The sequence below is a fragment of the Streptomyces sp. OR43 genome (genome assembly GCF_008042275.1).
GTDB lineage: Bacteria > Actinomycetota > Actinomycetes > Streptomycetales > Streptomycetaceae > Streptomyces.
In genome coordinates this window covers 1-15398 of sequence record NZ_RDBK01000006.1, presented here as the reverse complement: position 1 = coordinate 15398, position 15398 = coordinate 1, and the positions used below count along the sequence as shown (strand labels likewise).

Below are 15398 nucleotides of genomic sequence, written 5' to 3'. Positions count from 1 at the left end.
GATCCCCGACCGCGAAGGGCCGGACGTGAGGAAGAGCCTGCTCGCCGAGTTCACCGCGCGCGAAGGAGCGGAGGACGAGGTCGCACACCTCCTGCGGGAGTACGCCCGGACGGTGCGCGAGGAGGCCGGCAACCTGTCCTTCGAGGTCTGCACCAAGGCGTCCAGTCCTCGTGCCTACCTCGTCTTCGAGACGTACGAGGACGAGGCCGCCTTCCAGCGCCACCTCACGGCGCGGTACGCCGGCCCGTTCAACACGGCCCTCGCCCCGCTGATCGAGGAGGCCGCCTCGAACCTGACCTTCCTCAACCCCGAGTTCTGACGACACGGCGTCRGCCGGACCGGACGCGGGCAACTCCCGTCGTCGTCGGCATGGCCGGTCCGGCYGACGCCGAGACGCTCGGGGGAGGCGAAGGCCGAATATCCACACATCGCGTACGCGGCGCCGCATGCGGGGCGGGCGCGAGGCGGCAAGACGTGCACCGTGACGGATCCGCACCGCTGTGAGGGCAGCGTCTGTCCGGAGGTGCTGCCCGGCCGGGTCCGCCGGGGTGCGTGGCGGACGGTTGGACTTTCCCGTACGACGTGTTGGAGGTTCACCGCGAAGCCGTACGAAATCCTTCCCCGCGCCATCCGGCTTGATTAGCTTCCCGGCTGTACGACAGAACTCGGGAGGATCAACGTGACCACGGACATCTCACGGCGACGGCTCTTCGCGCTCGGCGGCGGTGCGTTCGGCGCTGCGGCGGCGGGGTCGCTGCTGCCGCCTTCCCTGCAGGCCGCGATGGCCGCGCAGCCGGCACATGCGGCGGGGTCCGGAGGCCGTGGCGGGCTCGGAGACATCAAGCACGTGGTGATCCTGATGCAGGAGAACCGTTCCTTCGACCACTACTTCGGGATGCTCCGGGGCGTACGCGGCTTCGGTGACCGCAACGCCGTCGAGCTGCCCTCGGGCAAGCCGGTCTTCGAGCAGCCCGCACCGCTGGGCACTTCCGTTCTGCCCTTCCCGGTGCGCGGCGCCGCCGAGACGCAGAAGAAGGACCTCCAGTACATCGGTGCGCTCGACCACTCCTGGAGCGGCGGCGGCAAGGCGTGGGCCGGTGGGTGGATGAACGGCTGGGTGTCCGCGAAGACGGCCGCCACCATGGCCTACTACGACCGTCGCGACATCCCGCTGCACTACGAACTCGCCGACACCTTCACGGTCTGCGACGCCTACCACTCCTCCATCCATTCCTCGACCAGCCCCAACCGCAACCACCTGTGGAGCGGGAAGACGGGGAACGAGCCGAACGGCAAGCGGGCCGTCGGCAACGACGCGTACGACGAGGGCACCCATCCGGGTTACGACTGGGGCACCTACGCGGAGCGGCTGGAGAAGGCCGGGCACAGCTGGCGCACGTACACCGAGTGGGAGAACTTCACCGACAACCAGATCGAGTTCTTCGCCACCTTCAAGGCCATCGCCCGCAAGGCGCTGGCGAGGACCGGCGGGCACACGTACATGGAGTCGTTCTACTCCGCCGTGCGGGACGCGGACGCAGCCGGGCGGGAGCGGCTGCTCGGCCTGCTGGAGGAGGGCGTCACCACCCTGGACGCGACCGAACGCCGCCTCTTCGACCGGGCGTTGCGCCGGGTGGAGACCGGAACGCTGGCCGACGAGTTCGCCAAGGACGTGGCGGCGGGCACGCTGCCGGAGGTCTCCTACCTGGTGCCCTCCGCCGTCGACTCGGAGCACCCGAGCGTCTCCTCGCCGATCCACAGCGCGACCATCGTCTACAAGGTCCTCGATGCGCTGGGCAAGCACCCCGACGTATGGCGGCACACCGCCGTCATCATCAACTACGACGAGAACGACGGCTTCTTCGACCACGTGCCGCCGCCGGTGGCCCCGCCCGAGGTGACCGAGGAGCAGTGGGACGGCAAGCCCACGGGTCTCGGCGTGCGCGTGCCGATGCTTGTCGTGTCGCCCTGGACCATCGGCGGCTACGTCTGCTCCGAGGTCTTCGACCACACCTCCGTGATCCGCTTCCTGGAGCGCTGGACCGGGGTGAAGGAGCCGAACATCGGGGACTGGCGGCGCACGGTCACCGGCGACCTGACCTCTGCTTTCGACTTCTCGCGGGGACGCAGGCAGCCCGAGGTGGAGCAGCCGGGCGCCATTCCGCCGTTCAGCGGCCGCTGGTCGCCGAGGCCGCCGCTCGTGCAGCACATGCCCGTGCAGGAGCCGGGCGTGCGTCCGGCCCGCGCACTGCCGTACCAGCCCGACGCACAGGCGAAGGTGGCGGACGGCGTGGTGCGGGTGGCCCTCAGCAACACGGGGCGCTCGTCGGCGCACTTCGCGCTGTATCCGTACGCGGGCGAGTTCCCCGTACCGCAGCACCGGGACGTGAAGGGCACGGCGCAGTGGACGGTGCCCGTCACCGGCGCGGCGTACCGGTTCACGGTGACGGGGCCGAACGGCTTCCGCCGCGAGTTCGCCGGGTCCGCGGACGGCGCCCCGGCCGAGGTCGCCTCGCGGGTCGACGCCCGCGAGCGCGATCTGCATCTCACGCTGCGCAACACGGGGCGGACGACGCTCACCTTCATGGTGCGGCCGCGGGGATACGCCGACGAGGCGGACCTGCGCGACTGGGCCCGGACCGTGAAGGTCAAGCCGGGGCGCAGCCGTACGGTGGTGCACTCGGCGGCCGACGCGCACGGCTGGTACGACCTGGACATCACCGTCGACGGGGACGACGCCTTCCGGCGCCGGCTGATGGGGCACATCGAGAACGGCCGGGCGAGCGTCTCGGGCTGACCCGGGCGCGGGCGGCGGGCGCCCCTTGGCACGGGCAGCCCGCCGTTCCGGCGTTAGGCCGGTGAGCCGGCCTGCCCTGTGAGCGTCGTCCTCCCTCAGCAAGGAGTACCGGATCGTGGACGTCGAGATCTCCGCCCACATACGCGACGCCGCCGCACGGCTGGGGGCCGGTGTTCCGCATGCCTTGAAAGTGGTGGCCGGCCAGTTGTCCGACGACCCGGACATGGGGCAGGCATCGGGCCGGCCGGGCGTTCTCACCGTGTCGGTCGACGGCGATCTGTTCGAGGACTGCCTCTCCTCGACTGTTGGCTACGTCCGCGAACACGCCCGCATCGACGTCCGGTACGTGAAGCCGTCGCGTTCCACCGATGCCGTCGAGCGCAAGCGGTGCGGCCATCACCGGTCTGGAACATGACCTCGGTGTTCACGTGCCCGTCGGGCTGCGGGTGCTGTGGTCGCTGTCGGCGGGTGATGACGGGGTCGACGGCGCGGGCTGCCTGCCGGGCAACAACGCCCTGATGACTCTGGATGCCGTGGCGTGCCTCTACCGTCAGCAGGTGAAGTCCCAGGCCCACGAGGACAATCTGTCGCCGACATGCTCGAATGTCCGTCTCTGGCAACGCGGGACAGGCCCGGCCTGGTCGGCGAGGCATTGGTGTGGGGGAGCAGAACCGATCCCCTCCACGAGGGCCGGTGGCAGCCTCTGACCGGCTGACCACAGACGGGGAGGGCCCGGACCCCTCTCCGGCGGGGCGGCGTCGCCGATGAGTTCGCCCTCCCCGAACGGTCTACCCGGCGACACGACCGTTCTCGAGAGGAATTCCATGTCCACCATCCAGCCGGTGATCCTGACTGCCGACCAGGACGTCCTGCTCGGCTTCTATACGAAACTGTTCGGCGCCGAGGAGATCTTCCGGGTACCGGAGGAAGGTGCCGCCTTCTATCGCGGCCTGCGCATCGGCGATACGGACCTCGGGCTGGTGACCAAGGCCCACCCGGGGGCCCCGGCGGCGCCGCGGATCCTGCTCAGCATCGGCGTCGACGACGTCGATGAGACGCTCGCCCGGGTGGAGGCGCTGGGCGGCTCGGTCAGCGGAGGCCCCAACGACATGCCCTGGGGACAGCGCGTCGCCCACATCAAGGACCCCGACGGCAACCCGGTGAACCTCACTCAGCCCATCCCGGCCCGGTGAGGCGCGTTCGAAGCACGTGCTGATTGCCCATCACATCCCATGCGCACAAGTCGTGTTCGACGGGAAGTGTCCGGTAACGCGGATCAGAATCGCGTCAAGACTGCCGGACTCGGCCCCTCGGCCGACGGGCACGTCCGATACTGATCGCAGCACCGTCGCCGCAGCCATGCAGGGAGCCCTCCACCACGCCCTCGGCGCCTCTTCGCCGGCCACGCACGGGCCGGCCGGGACGGGCATCGTTCGGCTGCTGACCCGCTGTTCAGCTCATCTGCCATTCGTCCGTCCGATCGAAGGAGCACACCGCCATGCCCACCGGCCTTGCCGACGAGTACAAAGGCTTTTCGAAGACCGGACTGCGACGCGTGCGCGCGGTGCTGGACCGGCACGTCGAGTCCGGGAGAATCCCCGGACTCGTGGCGCTGTTCAGTCAGGGCGATGAGACGCATGTCGAGACGGTCGGAACGATGCGCCACGAGGGCGGCGCACCGATGCGCAGGGACACCATCTTCCGGATGGCCTCGACGTCGAAGCCGGTCTCGGTGTCGGCGGCCATGGTCCTGCTCGACGAGTGCCGGCTGCGCCTTGACGACCCGGTACAGGAGTGGCTGCCCGAACTCGCCGACCGCCAGGTGCTGAAGCGGATAGACGGCCCGCTGGACGACACCGTGCCGGCGCGGCGGCCGATCACCGTGAGGGACGTGCTGACGTCCACGTTCGGACTCGGCATGGATATGACGGTGCTGGGAACCCCGATCATGGGCGCGGTCTTCGAGCAGGGAATCACCCCCAACCTGCCGGAACCGATGCCCGAGCCCGACGAGTGGATGCGCCGCCTGGCCACGCTTCCGCTGATGCACCAGCCCGGCGAGAGCTGGCAGTACCAGATCGCCAGCGATCTGCTCGGCGTGCTCGTCGCCCGGGTCACGGGCCAGTCGTTCGAGTCGTTCCTGCGCGAGCGCATCTTCGATCCGCTGGGAATGAACGACACCGGATTCCACGTGCCCGCCGACCACCTGGACCGGCTGCCGCCGCTGTACGCTCCCGATCCGGCGACCGGAGAGTTCCACGTATGGGACGAGGCCGAAGGAGGACGTCACAGTGCTCCTCCGGCGTTCCAGGGTGGTGGAGGCGGACTGAACTCCACGGCCGACGACTACCACGCCTACTTCCGGATGCTGCTCAACGGCGGAACGCACGGGAGCGAGCGGATCCTCTCCCGCGCCGCCGTCGAGCTGATGACCACCAACCGCCTCGGCCCGCAGCAGCAAGCGGCCCGGCACGCATTGGCCACCGACAACGTCCACATCTCCTTCGGCCAGGGCCAGCACGGCGGTTGGGGCTTCGGGATGGCGGTACGCACCTATCGCGGTGACTACGCGCCCATCGGCCAGTTCGGCTGGGACGGCGGAAGCGGTACCTCCACGTACGCGGACCCCGGCAACCGGCTCACCGGCATTCTGCTCACCCAGGTCGGAGCGTCCGTCCCCGACCCGGTACGGCTCATGCACGACTTCTGGACCACGCTCTACCAGGCGATCAACGACTGACACCGCTCCGGACGCCGCGGGCCGGGGCAGCACCAGCCCTCGCCCCGCGGCGCCCACGGTCATCACCCGGCGGCCGGGCCCTCGGTGGTTCCGCACGGGTACTCGGCGGTCAGGTTCTGGCGTACCGGGCCTTCGGGCTTGTCTCGACGGCCCGCCGCAGGTACCTGGTCCGGTCAAGGGCCGGCGCCCGGGAAGCAGGGTCCGGGCGCGGGCGCCTCGTCGCCCACAGGTGCCGCCCGCCTACCGGCGGCGTGCGCGGTGTTGTTCCGGTTCCTCGCTGCCGCTGTGCGCGGGCGGCGATGTGAGGTAGGCGCAGATCATGTCCGCGAGCATGGTCCGGTAGTGGTCCCGGCTGTCGGGGGCGACCAGGTCGCGGGCGAAGAGCGCGCCGAACGTGTGGCGGTTCGACACGCGGAAGAAGCAGAACGAGCTGATCATCGCGTGGACGTCGATGGCGTCGACCTCCGCGTGGAAGAGTCCGGCCTGCCGTCCCGACTCGAGGATGCGCTGGAGTACGTCGGTCGCCGGGGAGCCGAGTCGGCTCAACTTCTCGGAGCCGATGATGTGTTCCGCCTCGTGGATGTTCTCGATGCTGACGAGCCGGATGAAGTCGGGGTGTGCCTCGTGGTGGTCGAAGGTCAGCTCGACGAGCCGGCGGGTGGCGGCGACGGGATCGAGATGTTCGACGTCCAGGTCGCCTTCCAGCTGGCGGATCTCCGAGTAGGCGGCTTCGAGCACGGCTGTGAAGAGCTGTTCCTTGCCGCCGAAGTAGTAATAGATCATCCGCTTCGTCGTACGGGTCAGGTCGGCGATCTTGTCGACCCGTGCGCCCGCATAACCGTCCCGGGCGAACTCCCGGGTCGCCACCGCGAGGATCTCCGCCCGGGTGCGGGCCGCGTCGCGCTGACGCTCTGCGGGCGCTGGCTTCTGGGCGTGGGGCATGCCCTGGCTCCTCCGGTGCGTCGTGAGTGTCCCGTGATTGTCCCGCGATTGTAGGAGCAGGCCGTGCCCGGATCCTTCGGTGCGAGGGCTTCTCGACGTGGCCCGCTCTTGCTATAAGTAACGTACTGGTTCGTACATTACTGGAGGCGCGATGGACCGGACCCCTGCGCGGGCGATCGGGAGGGTACTCGTTCTCAACGGGCCCAACCTCAATCTGCTCGGCACCCGTGAGCCGGCCCTCTACGGCAGCGACACACTCGCCGATGTGGAGAAGCTCTGCCAGGAGACCGCGGCCGCCCACGGTCTGGAAGCCGACTGCAGACAGAGCAACCACGAGGGCGCCCTGGTCGACGCCATCCATGAGGCCCGCACCGGATTCGACGGGATCGTGATCAACCCGGGCGCCTACAGCCACACGTCGGTTGCCATCCGCGATGCCCTCGCGGCGGTGGAACGGCCGGTCGTGGAGGTGCACCTGACGAACATTCACCGACGTGAGGAGTTCCGTCACCACAGCTACGTGTCGGGGGTGGCGGCCGCCGTGATCTGCGGGGCGGGCACGGACGGGTACGTCTTCGCGCTGATGCGTCTCGCCACGTTGCTCGGTGAGGGGTCGCGGTGACGACGGGGGCGTACCTGGTGGGGCTGATCGGCGCGGGCATCACCACGTCGCTCAGCCCCGCTCTGCACGAGCGCGAGGCGGACCGGCAGGGCCTGCGCTACCTGTACAGGATCCTGGACCTGGATGATCTCGGCGCCGGCCCCGAGAAGGTGGGCGACCTCGTGCGAGCCGCCCGCGACCTCGGGTACGACGGGCTCAACATCACCCACCCCTGCAAACAGACGGTCATCCCGCACCTGGACGTCCTCGACCCCCAGGCGGAGGCGCTCGGTGCCGTGAACACCATCGTCTTCCAGGACGGGCGGGCCACCGGGCACAACACCGATGTCACGGGATTCGGCGCGGCGTTCGCCCGGGGACTGCCCCGTGCGCCCACCTCGCACGTGGTCCAGCTGGGAGCCGGCGGGGCAGGTGCGGCCGTCGCCCATGCCATGCTCACCCTGGGCACCGGACACCTCACCCTGATCGACACCGACGAGTCGCGTGCCCAGTCCCTCGCGGCCTCATTGAACGCCATCTTCCGCACGGAACGGGTGGCGGCCGGCGGCCCGCGGGATCTCGCCCGTGAACTGGCCCGCTGCGACGGCCTCGTGCACGCCACCCCGACCGGGATGAGCGCGCATCCGGGGACGCCGTTCGCCCCCGAGCTGCTCCACCCGGGGATATGGGTGGCCGAAGTCGTCTACCGGCCGCTGGAGACACGGCTGCTCGCCGAGGCACGCGCCCTGGGCTGCACCACGCTGGACGGTTCGGGAATGGTCGCGTTGCAGGCCGCGGACGCCTTCAGGCTCTTCACCCGGCGTGAACCCGATGTGGAACGCATGCTCGCCGACGTCACCGATCTCACCAGGGTCCCTCCAGCCAGCTGAAGCCAGAAGAAGGATCACGATGCGTACGTCCATCGCCACCGTCTCCGTCAGCGGAACGCTGACGGAGAAGCTCAACGCCGTGGCCCGTGCCGGGTTCGACGGTGTGGAGATCTTCGAGAACGACCTGCTGGGCAGTCCGCTCAGCCCCGAGCGGATCAGGGAGCGAGCGGCGGACCTGGGCCTCGAACTCTTTCTCTACCAGCCGATGCGGGATGTCGAAGGACTCCCCGCCGACGCGTTCGCGCGAAGCATGCGCCGGGCGGAGCACAAGTTCCGTGTCATGCGCCGACTGGGCGTCGACACCGTGCTGGTCTGCTCCAGCGTCTCCGCGCACGCCCGCGACGACGATGCCCTGGCCGCAGCACAGTTGCGCGAACTGGCCGAGCTGGCAGACGAGTACGGGATCCGCGTCGCCTACGAGGCACTTGCGTGGGGACGCCACGTCAACACGTATGACCACGCCTGGCGCATCGTCGAGGCAGCGGACCACCCCGCTCTCGGAGTCTGCCTCGACAGCTTCCACATCCTGGCCCGCGGTTCGGACCCGGCAGGCTTCGCCTCGATCCCCGGCGAGAAGATCTTCTTCGTTCAGCTGGCCGATGCCCCGCTCATGGGTATGGACGTCCTGCAATGGAGCCGGCATCACCGGTGCTTCCCCGGCCAGGGTGACTTCGACCTGGCGGAGTTCGTCCGGTCCGTGGTCCGTTCCGGGTACGACGGCCCGCTCTCGCTGGAAGTGTTCAACGACGTCTTCCGCCAAGCCGACTCCGGCCGCACCGCCATCGACGCCAGACGTTCCCTCACGGCGTTGCAGGAGGCCGCCGGAGTACTGCGACTTCCCGCCGCCGTCGAGCCGATCGGAATCGCCTTTGCCGAATTGGTCACCCTGGACACGGAGCCGGTCACCGCCCTGCTCCGGGCGCTGGGATTCTCCCGCACCGGAAAGCACCTGTCCAAGCCCGTCGATCTCTGGGAGCAGGGCGCCGCGCGTGTCCTGGTGAACACCGAGCCCGCCACCGGCGGCAGCGGGCCGCGTCTCGCGGCCGTCGGCCTCGAGTCACCCGACCCCGGGGCTGCGGCCAAGCGGGCCGAGGCTCTGGGCGCGCCGGTTCTGCCGCGCCGGCGCGCTCGCACGGACGTCCTGCTTGAGACGGTGGCGGCCCCGGACGGCACGGAGCTGTTCTTCTGCGCGTCCGGCCGCCAGGGTCTGCCCGACTGGCTCGACGACTTCGCCCCCGTACCGGCCTCCGCGCCGCAGCCGGAGCTCATCACGGGGGTCGATCATGTCGCGCTCACGCAGCCGTGGCACCAGTACGACGAAGCGCTCCTCTTCTACCGCAGCGTGATCGGGCTCCGGCCGCACGACGGCGTCGATGTCTCCGACCCGTACGGCCTGCGGCGCAGCCGGGCCGTCAGCAACGAGGGCGAGTCGGTGCGGATCGCGCTGAGCATCGACCCGGCACCGAGTGCCTCCTCCCACGCGTCCCAGCACATCGCCCTGGCCACCGACGACATCGTCGCGGCCGCGCGGCGGATCGGAGCCACGGGGCATCTGCTGCCCGTTCCGGACAACTACTACGACGATCTCGGAGCGCGCTACGCCCTCGGCCCCGGTGAACTCCAGATGTACCGTGAGCTGGGAATCCTCTACGACGGCGACGAGCACGGCCAGTTCCGCCACTTCTACACCAGGACCATGGGGGACGTCTTCTTCGAAGTCGTCCAGCGCGACCACGGCTATGCGGGCTTCGGCGAGCAGAGTGCCCATGTGCGCCTGACCGCTCAGCACGCCCAGAGGCAGGCGTGACCGGCCCGGCCACATGACTGGGCCGGCGAAGGCCGAAGAGGGGTTCGGGGAACCCCTCGGGCGCCGGCCACGTGATGTCAGGCGCGGGAGGCGGCTTGCGGGCCCGTGGTCGGACGGCGGGGGACCAGAGCGGCCAGTTCGCCGGGAGTGGCGTGGGTGAGGGCCGTCAGCGCCGTGTGGTCGGGGGAGAGGGAGCAGGCGGGGTCGGTGCGTGCGGCGTCGCCGGTGAGGGCGAAAGCCTGGCAGCGGCACCCGCCGAAGTCCTGGTCACGTCGCTCACAAGACCGGCACGGCGAGGGCATCCAGTCGGTTCCGCGATAGAGGTTGAACGCTGTGGACTCCTCCCAGATCCAGCGCAGGGGATGATCCTTGACGTTGACCGGGTCGAGTCCGGGCAGGGTGGCCGCGGCAGGACAGGGCAGGGCCGTGCCGTCAGGAGTCACGGTGAGGGAGACCGCTCCCCACCCTCCCATGCAAGGTTTGGCCACTCCGTTGAAGTAGTCCGGCGCGACCCAGACGATCTCCAGGCTTCCGGCCAGACGCTCCCGCCATCTGTTGACGGACTCCACCGCACGGGCGAGCTGGTCACGACCGGGCATCAGCGCCTCCCTGTTGAGGAGGCCCCATCCGTAGAACTGGGTGTTGGCGAGTTCGATCCGGTCCGCTCCCCAGCGCAGGGCGAGCTCCACCAGAGCGTCGACGGCGTCCAGGTTGTGCCGGTGCAGTACGGCGTTGACGCCCAGGGGCAGCCCGGCTTCGGTGACGAGTGCCGCCGCGGATTCCTTCGCGGCGAACGCCCGGCTGCCCGCGATGCGGTCGGAGAGGGCCGGGTCCGCGTGCTGCACCGAAAGCTGGACGCTGCGCAGTCCCGCGCCGACCAGGGAACCGAGGCGGTCCGCGGTCAGCCCTGAACCGCTGGTGACCAGCTGGGTATAGATCCCCGATTCCTCGGCACCGGTGACGATGGCTTCGAGATCCTTGCGGAGCAGTGGCTCGCCGCCGGAGAGATGGGTCTGCAGAACGCCCATCTCCGCGGCCTGCCGGAATACGTCCACCCAGTGCCCGGCCGTCAGTTCGCGTGAACGGCGGGTCAGCTCCAGCGGGTTGGAGCAGTAGCCGCAGTGCAGTGGACACGCGTGCGTCAGCTCCGCGAGGAGACCCCAGGGGGGTGGAATCGTCACCGGATCCAGCCTTCCTTGCGCATCCGTTCGACGAACGGACCCACTTCCGCGTCGACAGGGGCATCGGGAAAGCGCGCCCGAAGTTCCTCGCTGATCCGGGCGAGCGTGCGTGTGCCGTCGCACAGTTCCACCACGTGGCGGGCGCTGCCCGTCAGCACGACGACCCGCTCGGGCATCAGCAGGACGTGGTTGCCGCGCGCCCGGTCGTGCCGCATGAGCACGGCGGGTGCCGGTCGCGGGCACCAGTGGTCCGGATCGGGGGTGGTCATCGTGCGCTCCCCGGCCGGCTCCCGTGCTCCACGGCGTCCAGCAGCGACCACAGGATGTCGCACTTGAAGGAAAGCGCCGACAGGGCGGCGAGCTGTTCGGAACGGCTCCGCGCCCAGGCGGTGACCCAGGTCAGAGCCTCCACTCCGTCGCGGCGTCCCTGGGGAACCCTGCTGCGGAAGTAGGCGAGGCCCGGTGCCTCGATCCACGGGTAGTGGACAGGGAAGGTTTCCAAGCGGGTCAGCATGATGTCCGGCGCGCACAGTTCCGTGAGCGAGGAGGCCACGGCTTCCATGACGGGGCTCAGCCGGCAGAAGTTCACGTATCCGTCTACCGCGAATCGCACCCCGGGCAGGACGGACTCGCCCGATTCCAGCTCCGCGCGGTCGACGCCGACCGCCTCGCCGAGCCGCAGCCAGCGCTCGATGCCGCCTTCGCCCTCCGCGACGCCGTCGTGGTCCTGGATCCTGCGCAGCCACGAACGGCGCATGGCCGGCTCGGGCAGCTTGGCGAGGATCAGCGCGTCCTTCACCGGGATGCTGCGCTGGTAATGGAAGCGGTTGACGACCCACGTGCGGATTTCGGCAGGACTGAGCCCGCCCTGGTGCATCCGCACGTTGAACGGATGGGTGTCGTGGTAGCGGCTGTGTGCGAGCCCGCGCAGTTCGTGCGCGAACGCGTCGGCCGGCAAAGGGCTGTCGGCGGGCGGTGCCGTCGTCGTCGCAGCTCGTGTCGGGCGTGCGGGCGCGGTTGTCATAGTTCGATCACCATGCCGTCCTGTGCTACTTCGAGCCCCAGCCCGGCGAGCACGCCGTGTTGGGGGGCGAAGGGATCGACCAGCGGGTTCGTGTTGTTGAGGTGGGTGTAGAGGCAGCGGCCGGGGAGACCTGCCAGCTGTCCGGACGTGCCGCCCGGGCCGTCGATCGGCAGATGTCCCATGCCGGTGGAGGTCCGGGCGGAGATGCCCAGGCGTCTGGGCTCGTCGTCGTCCCAGAACGTTCCGTCGACGATGACGCAGTCGGCTCCGGCGGCCTCGTCGGCGAAGCCCTCGGTCCAGGCCGCGAGTGCCGGCGCGTAGAGGGCCGTCATGCCGGTGGTGGGGTCATGGAGCCGGACAGCGACCACCCAGGTGTCGTCCTCCACGGCGTCGGCGGCGTAGCGGGGACGTTTCGTCGACAGGGGGACGGCGGACACTTCGATCCCGGCGGCCACTGCCGGGTTCTGTGCGGCAGCGGGCAGATCGTGCCAGGTGAGGGTGGCGTACGGGGTGAGGACCGCGTCCAGGGCCAGGCGTTTGCGCAGGGCCTGCCGGACGGGTGCGGTGGCGAAGATTTCGAGGTGGTGGGCCTCGCGCAGTCTCAGAAGCCCCAGGGTGTGGTCGAGTTCGGCGTCGGTGAGCAGGATCCGGACCACGGGGGTGCGCTCGCTGCCCGCCGCGGGGCGGAGTTCGGGGTGCGTCTCCATATGGTCCGTGATGTCGGGACCGGCGTTGATCAGGAACCAGGAGGACGGGCCGCCGTTGAAGACGGCGAGGGAGTCGTGGCTGCGGCGACGGTCGGGGTGCGCGCGTGCCCCGGAGCAACCGGGGCACGCGCAGTTCCACTGAGGAACTCCTCCACCTGCTGCCGTGCCCAGCGTGAGCAACAGCATGACGGGGTCTGCTAGAGGTCGTTGAGGTAGTAGGCGGTGACTTCCATGCCGGTCTCGATGACCGTGAAGTCCGGCGACGACCAGGTGACCACGGGAGTGGTGCCGGACGTGGCCTGGTCCTGCGGGGCGGATGCGCTGGCTTCGAGCATGATCGAGGTCCCTTCGGAAGACGTGCGGTCGATGAGGAGGTGAAGGGCGGAGCCGGGCTCCGCAGAGGGCAGGAGAGCCCTCGCGGCGAGTGAGTTGAGGACCATTCGGGAATCCGTTGTGCGGTTCCTGTGTCCCGCCAGGCGGTTCGCGTCATACGCTAGACACGGCAGTGAGCGGTGGCAAGAGGTGAGCAGGGGTGGATCCACGCGGTTGCCGGCAGCGGGTGAAGCCGCGTGCGGTTCCCGGCTCGGGTTCCGGGACTACTTGCAGAAGGGCTTGATGCCGGAGACGGACTGGATGCCGCCGACGACCAGCTTCTGGAATTCGGCGGCGCCGGCGAAGGAGCCGTCCGTGGTGAATTCCTTGGCGTCGTGCCCCAGGGTGGTGACCCAGGACTTGCCGCCGTCGTAGTACTGGCACCAGGCCACCGCGTGGTTGTCGCCGTGCCCGGGGTGGTTGTAGTTGCCGGTCACTCCCTTGGCGAGGGTGCTCTCGTCGACCTTGGCGAGCACGCGCACCTTGGTGGGTGCGGGCACGAGGTTGTACCACTCGTCGGTGAAGTTCCACCGCGCCGGCAGCTCCTTGGTGGAGACGTCCTTGCGTTCGACGGTCTGCACGGTGCCGGGCTGGGACGCGCCGTGGTCGTAGAAGTTGGCGTTGCCCAGCAGCCCCTCGTACCAGGGCCAGTTGTACTCGGTGCCGAAGGCGTTGTGGATACCGACGAAGCCGCCGCCGCCGCGGATGTACTGCCGCAGCGAGGTCTGGGCGGCGTCGTCCAGCGCGTCGCGGCTGGTGGAGAAGAAGACCACGGCGTTGTACTTGAACAGGGTGTTGGGGGAGGCCAGTTGGGTGACGTCCTCGGTGTAGTCGACCTGGAAACCTCCGGTCTCGCCCAGCTTGATCATGGCCTTCTGGACCACGTTCGCGTCGGTGAGCGGCGGGTTGAGACCGGTGGCCAGGGCGGGGCCGAGGTTCGCGTGCCGGGGACCCGCGGTACGGGTGTACAGCAGGACCTTGTAGCCCTTGGCCGGGTCGAAGTTGCCCCAGTCGTGGTAGCAGTCGGGATCGAGGCCGCGGCAGACGCCGTAGTCCGGATCGCCCAGTTCCTCGGCGCCGGTCCCGATCCGTCCGTGGGCGACGCTGAGGGTGCCGGTGGCGATGAGCGCCACCACCATGGCGACTGCCATCCCCAGGGTGGCGAGGACCGCCGAGCGTGTGCTCAGGGCTCTCGCTCGGAGCGTGCTTCCTGACATGGGTGTGTTTCCTTCTCTGGTAGGTGACGTGCCGGGAAAACGGCATGCCGGAGAGAGGTGGGGCGTCGTGGGGCGGGGTGCCTCGCGCACCGGGTCGGTGCGGGCGCCGGTCGGGCCGTCCGCCGCTGCCGGCGCGATCCACGGCGGGCCGGCCGTGTCGCGCGGGCCATGCCAACGGTGTGGTGATGCGGCGACCGGTGGCCCGGCGGCGCCGGCCGGGCGGTCGCGGTTCCCGGCCGGGTCGATCCGCCCGGCGAGAGGTGCTGTGCGGGAGCCGGCTAGGAGACGACGATCTTTCCGGTGCTCTGCGGTGAGACCGGGTCGTTGTAGAAGAACTCGCCGGGCGTGTTGAAGGTGTACGTGTACGAGTCGCCCGGCATCAGCAGTCCGGTGTCGAACTCGGCCTCGAAGAAGGCGACCGCCCCGTGCGCGGACTTGTTCGCCGCCGGATTGGTGAAGGTCACCGTCGTGCCTCGGGCGACGGCGAGGTGCTGCGGGGACATGGCGTTCTGCGCCCACGATCCGGTTCAGCTCGTCCCAGGTGTCCTGGCCGAACTCGGCCGCCCACAGTTGCTTGTTACCGTCCCAGGCCAGCCCCTGCACATTGCGGTGACCGTACGAATACACCACGGAGTCGGCCTCCGGATTGCCGTGCAGCGGCTCACCGTCCGGGGTCATCCGCAGGATCTTGCCGGCCAGGGACTCCTTGTCCTGCGCGCGGCCGTCGTCCCCCGTCTCACCCGTGCCCGCGTACAGCATGCGGTCCGGGCCGAAGGCGATCCGGCCGCCGTTGTGGATGGCGCCCTTCGGGATGCCCCGCAGGATCGTGTCCGGGGCGCCCAGCAGCTGGCCCGGCGTCGTCCCGTCCTCGTCGTAGAGCATGCGGGCGATGCGGTTGTCCGACGCCGTGGTGAAGTACGCGTACACCAGGTGGTCCGTGCCGTAGTCGGGGGAGACCGCGAGGCCCAGCAGTCCGCCCTCGCCGGCCGGCGCCACCCCTGGGACGGTGCCCAGCAGCGTCTTCTTGCCGCTCTTCGCGTTGATCCGGGTGATCGTCCCCTTGTCGCGCGAGCCCACCAGCAGATCGCCGTCCGGCAGCTTCGCGAGACCCCACGGCGAT

At 69.6% G+C, this 15398-nt stretch carries 15 protein-coding genes and 1 pseudogene; 8 read left to right on the top strand and 8 right to left on the bottom strand.

The window, feature by feature from the left end:
• Positions 1-25: 25 nt before the first annotated feature.
• From EAO72_RS03140 to EAO72_RS03120, 5 genes are all read left to right on the top strand, one after another.
• Positions 26-319 (top strand): putative quinol monooxygenase, encoded by a 294-nt coding sequence (locus tag EAO72_RS03140; RefSeq protein WP_148015752.1) that lies wholly within the window; start codon positions 26-28, stop codon positions 317-319.
• Between the two features lie 360 nt (positions 320-679).
• The gene (locus tag EAO72_RS03135; RefSeq protein WP_148015675.1) at positions 680-2797 is read left to right on the top strand and encodes a phosphocholine-specific phospholipase C; all 2118 of its coding nucleotides are present in this window, start codon (positions 680-682) and stop codon (positions 2795-2797) included.
• 115 nt (positions 2798-2912) lie between these two features.
• Positions 2913-3212, top strand: a complete 300-nt coding sequence (locus EAO72_RS42705) for a hypothetical protein (protein WP_261991289.1) — start codon at positions 2913-2915, stop codon at positions 3210-3212.
• A gap of 409 nt (positions 3213-3621) precedes the next feature.
• A complete protein-coding gene (locus EAO72_RS03125; protein ID WP_148015674.1) occupies positions 3622-3990 on the top strand; it encodes a VOC family protein in 369 nt (122 codons plus the stop codon).
• Positions 3991-4295: 305 nt separating this feature from the next.
• Positions 4296-5537 carry a serine hydrolase domain-containing protein gene (locus EAO72_RS03120; protein ID WP_148015673.1) on the top strand — a complete coding sequence of 414 codons (1242 nt, stop codon included), beginning with the start codon at positions 4296-4298 and terminating at the stop codon, positions 5535-5537.
• Between the two features lie 240 nt (positions 5538-5777).
• On the opposite strand, the gene EAO72_RS03115 is transcribed toward EAO72_RS03120, so the two are convergent.
• On the bottom strand, positions 5778-6479 hold the full coding sequence (locus EAO72_RS03115; RefSeq protein WP_148015672.1) for a TetR/AcrR family transcriptional regulator: 702 nt from the start codon (positions 6477-6479) through the stop codon (positions 5778-5780).
• Between the two features lie 151 nt (positions 6480-6630).
• Here EAO72_RS03115 and aroQ point away from each other — a divergent pair, with 151 nt between their 5' ends.
• Genes aroQ through EAO72_RS03100 form a run of 3 tightly spaced genes read left to right on the top strand, consistent with a single transcriptional unit; the run spans position 6631 to position 9777 of the window.
• Positions 6631-7101 carry a type II 3-dehydroquinate dehydratase gene (gene aroQ, locus EAO72_RS03110; RefSeq protein WP_148015671.1) on the top strand — a complete coding sequence of 157 codons (471 nt, stop codon included), beginning with the start codon at positions 6631-6633 and terminating at the stop codon, positions 7099-7101.
• Positions 7098-7970: a shikimate dehydrogenase gene (locus EAO72_RS03105; RefSeq protein ID WP_148015670.1), complete on the top strand. Its 873-nt coding sequence runs from the start codon at positions 7098-7100 to the stop codon at positions 7968-7970. The genes aroQ and EAO72_RS03105 overlap by 4 nt, the downstream gene beginning before the upstream one ends.
• A gap of 19 nt (positions 7971-7989) precedes the next feature.
• Positions 7990-9777 (top strand): bifunctional sugar phosphate isomerase/epimerase/4-hydroxyphenylpyruvate dioxygenase family protein, encoded by a 1788-nt coding sequence (locus EAO72_RS03100; RefSeq protein WP_148015669.1) that lies wholly within the window; start codon positions 7990-7992, stop codon positions 9775-9777.
• Positions 9778-9854: 77 nt separating this feature from the next.
• Here the strand turns inward: EAO72_RS03100 and pqqE are convergent, their stop codons facing one another.
• The 7 genes and pseudogenes from pqqE to EAO72_RS42695 form a co-directional block, all read right to left on the bottom strand.
• The gene (gene pqqE, locus EAO72_RS03095; RefSeq protein WP_261991288.1) at positions 9855-10958 is read right to left on the bottom strand and encodes a pyrroloquinoline quinone biosynthesis protein PqqE; all 1104 of its coding nucleotides are present in this window, start codon (positions 10956-10958) and stop codon (positions 9855-9857) included.
• Positions 10955-11227, bottom strand: coding sequence for a pyrroloquinoline quinone biosynthesis peptide chaperone PqqD (gene pqqD / locus EAO72_RS03090; protein ID WP_148015668.1), 273 nt, complete (start codon positions 11225-11227; stop codon positions 10955-10957). Before pqqD ends, pqqE begins: the two co-directional genes overlap by 4 nt.
• Positions 11224-11982, bottom strand: coding sequence for a pyrroloquinoline-quinone synthase PqqC (pqqC, locus tag EAO72_RS03085; protein WP_148015667.1), 759 nt, complete (start codon positions 11980-11982; stop codon positions 11224-11226). The genes pqqD and pqqC overlap by 4 nt, the downstream gene beginning before the upstream one ends.
• Positions 11979-12875, bottom strand: a complete 897-nt coding sequence (gene pqqB, locus EAO72_RS03080; RefSeq protein WP_148015666.1) for a pyrroloquinoline quinone biosynthesis protein PqqB — start codon at positions 12873-12875, stop codon at positions 11979-11981. Before pqqB ends, pqqC begins: the two co-directional genes overlap by 4 nt.
• Before the next feature lie 11 nt (positions 12876-12886).
• Positions 12887-13024: a pyrroloquinoline quinone precursor peptide PqqA gene (pqqA, locus tag EAO72_RS41770; protein WP_187284915.1), complete on the bottom strand. Its 138-nt coding sequence runs from the start codon at positions 13022-13024 to the stop codon at positions 12887-12889.
• Positions 13025-13285: 261 nt separating this feature from the next.
• Positions 13286-13930 (bottom strand): ThuA domain-containing protein, encoded by a 645-nt coding sequence (locus tag EAO72_RS42700; protein ID WP_261991299.1) that lies wholly within the window; start codon positions 13928-13930, stop codon positions 13286-13288.
• An 867-nt stretch (positions 13931-14797) separates the two neighbouring features.
• A pseudogene (locus EAO72_RS42695) lies at positions 14798-15398 on the bottom strand (PQQ-dependent sugar dehydrogenase); the annotation flags it as partial.

Excerpts from the sequence above, each read along its gene's own strand:
- pqqC (WP_148015667.1), bottom strand. The coding sequence starts at position 11,982 with ATGACAACCGCGCCCGCACGCCCGACACGAGCTGCGACGACGACGGCA.
- pqqA (WP_187284915.1), bottom strand. The coding sequence starts at position 13,024 with ATGCTCGAAGCCAGCGCATCCGCCCCGCAGGACCAGGCCACGTCCGGC.
- EAO72_RS03115 (WP_148015672.1), bottom strand. The coding sequence starts at position 6,479 with ATGCCCCACGCCCAGAAGCCAGCGCCCGCAGAGCGTCAGCGCGACGCG.
- pqqD (WP_148015668.1), bottom strand. The coding sequence starts at position 11,227 with ATGACCACCCCCGATCCGGACCACTGGTGCCCGCGACCGGCACCCGCC.
- EAO72_RS42700 (WP_261991299.1), bottom strand. The coding sequence starts at position 13,930 with ATGATCAAGCTGGGCGAGACCGGAGGTTTCCAGGTCGACTACACCGAG.
- aroQ (WP_148015671.1), top strand. The coding sequence starts at position 6,631 with ATGGACCGGACCCCTGCGCGGGCGATCGGGAGGGTACTCGTTCTCAAC.
- EAO72_RS03120 (WP_148015673.1), top strand. The coding sequence starts at position 4,296 with ATGCCCACCGGCCTTGCCGACGAGTACAAAGGCTTTTCGAAGACCGGA.
- EAO72_RS03125 (WP_148015674.1), top strand. The coding sequence starts at position 3,622 with ATGTCCACCATCCAGCCGGTGATCCTGACTGCCGACCAGGACGTCCTG.
- pqqB (WP_148015666.1), bottom strand. The coding sequence starts at position 12,875 with ATGCTGTTGCTCACGCTGGGCACGGCAGCAGGTGGAGGAGTTCCTCAG.
- EAO72_RS03100 (WP_148015669.1), top strand. The coding sequence starts at position 7,990 with ATGCGTACGTCCATCGCCACCGTCTCCGTCAGCGGAACGCTGACGGAG.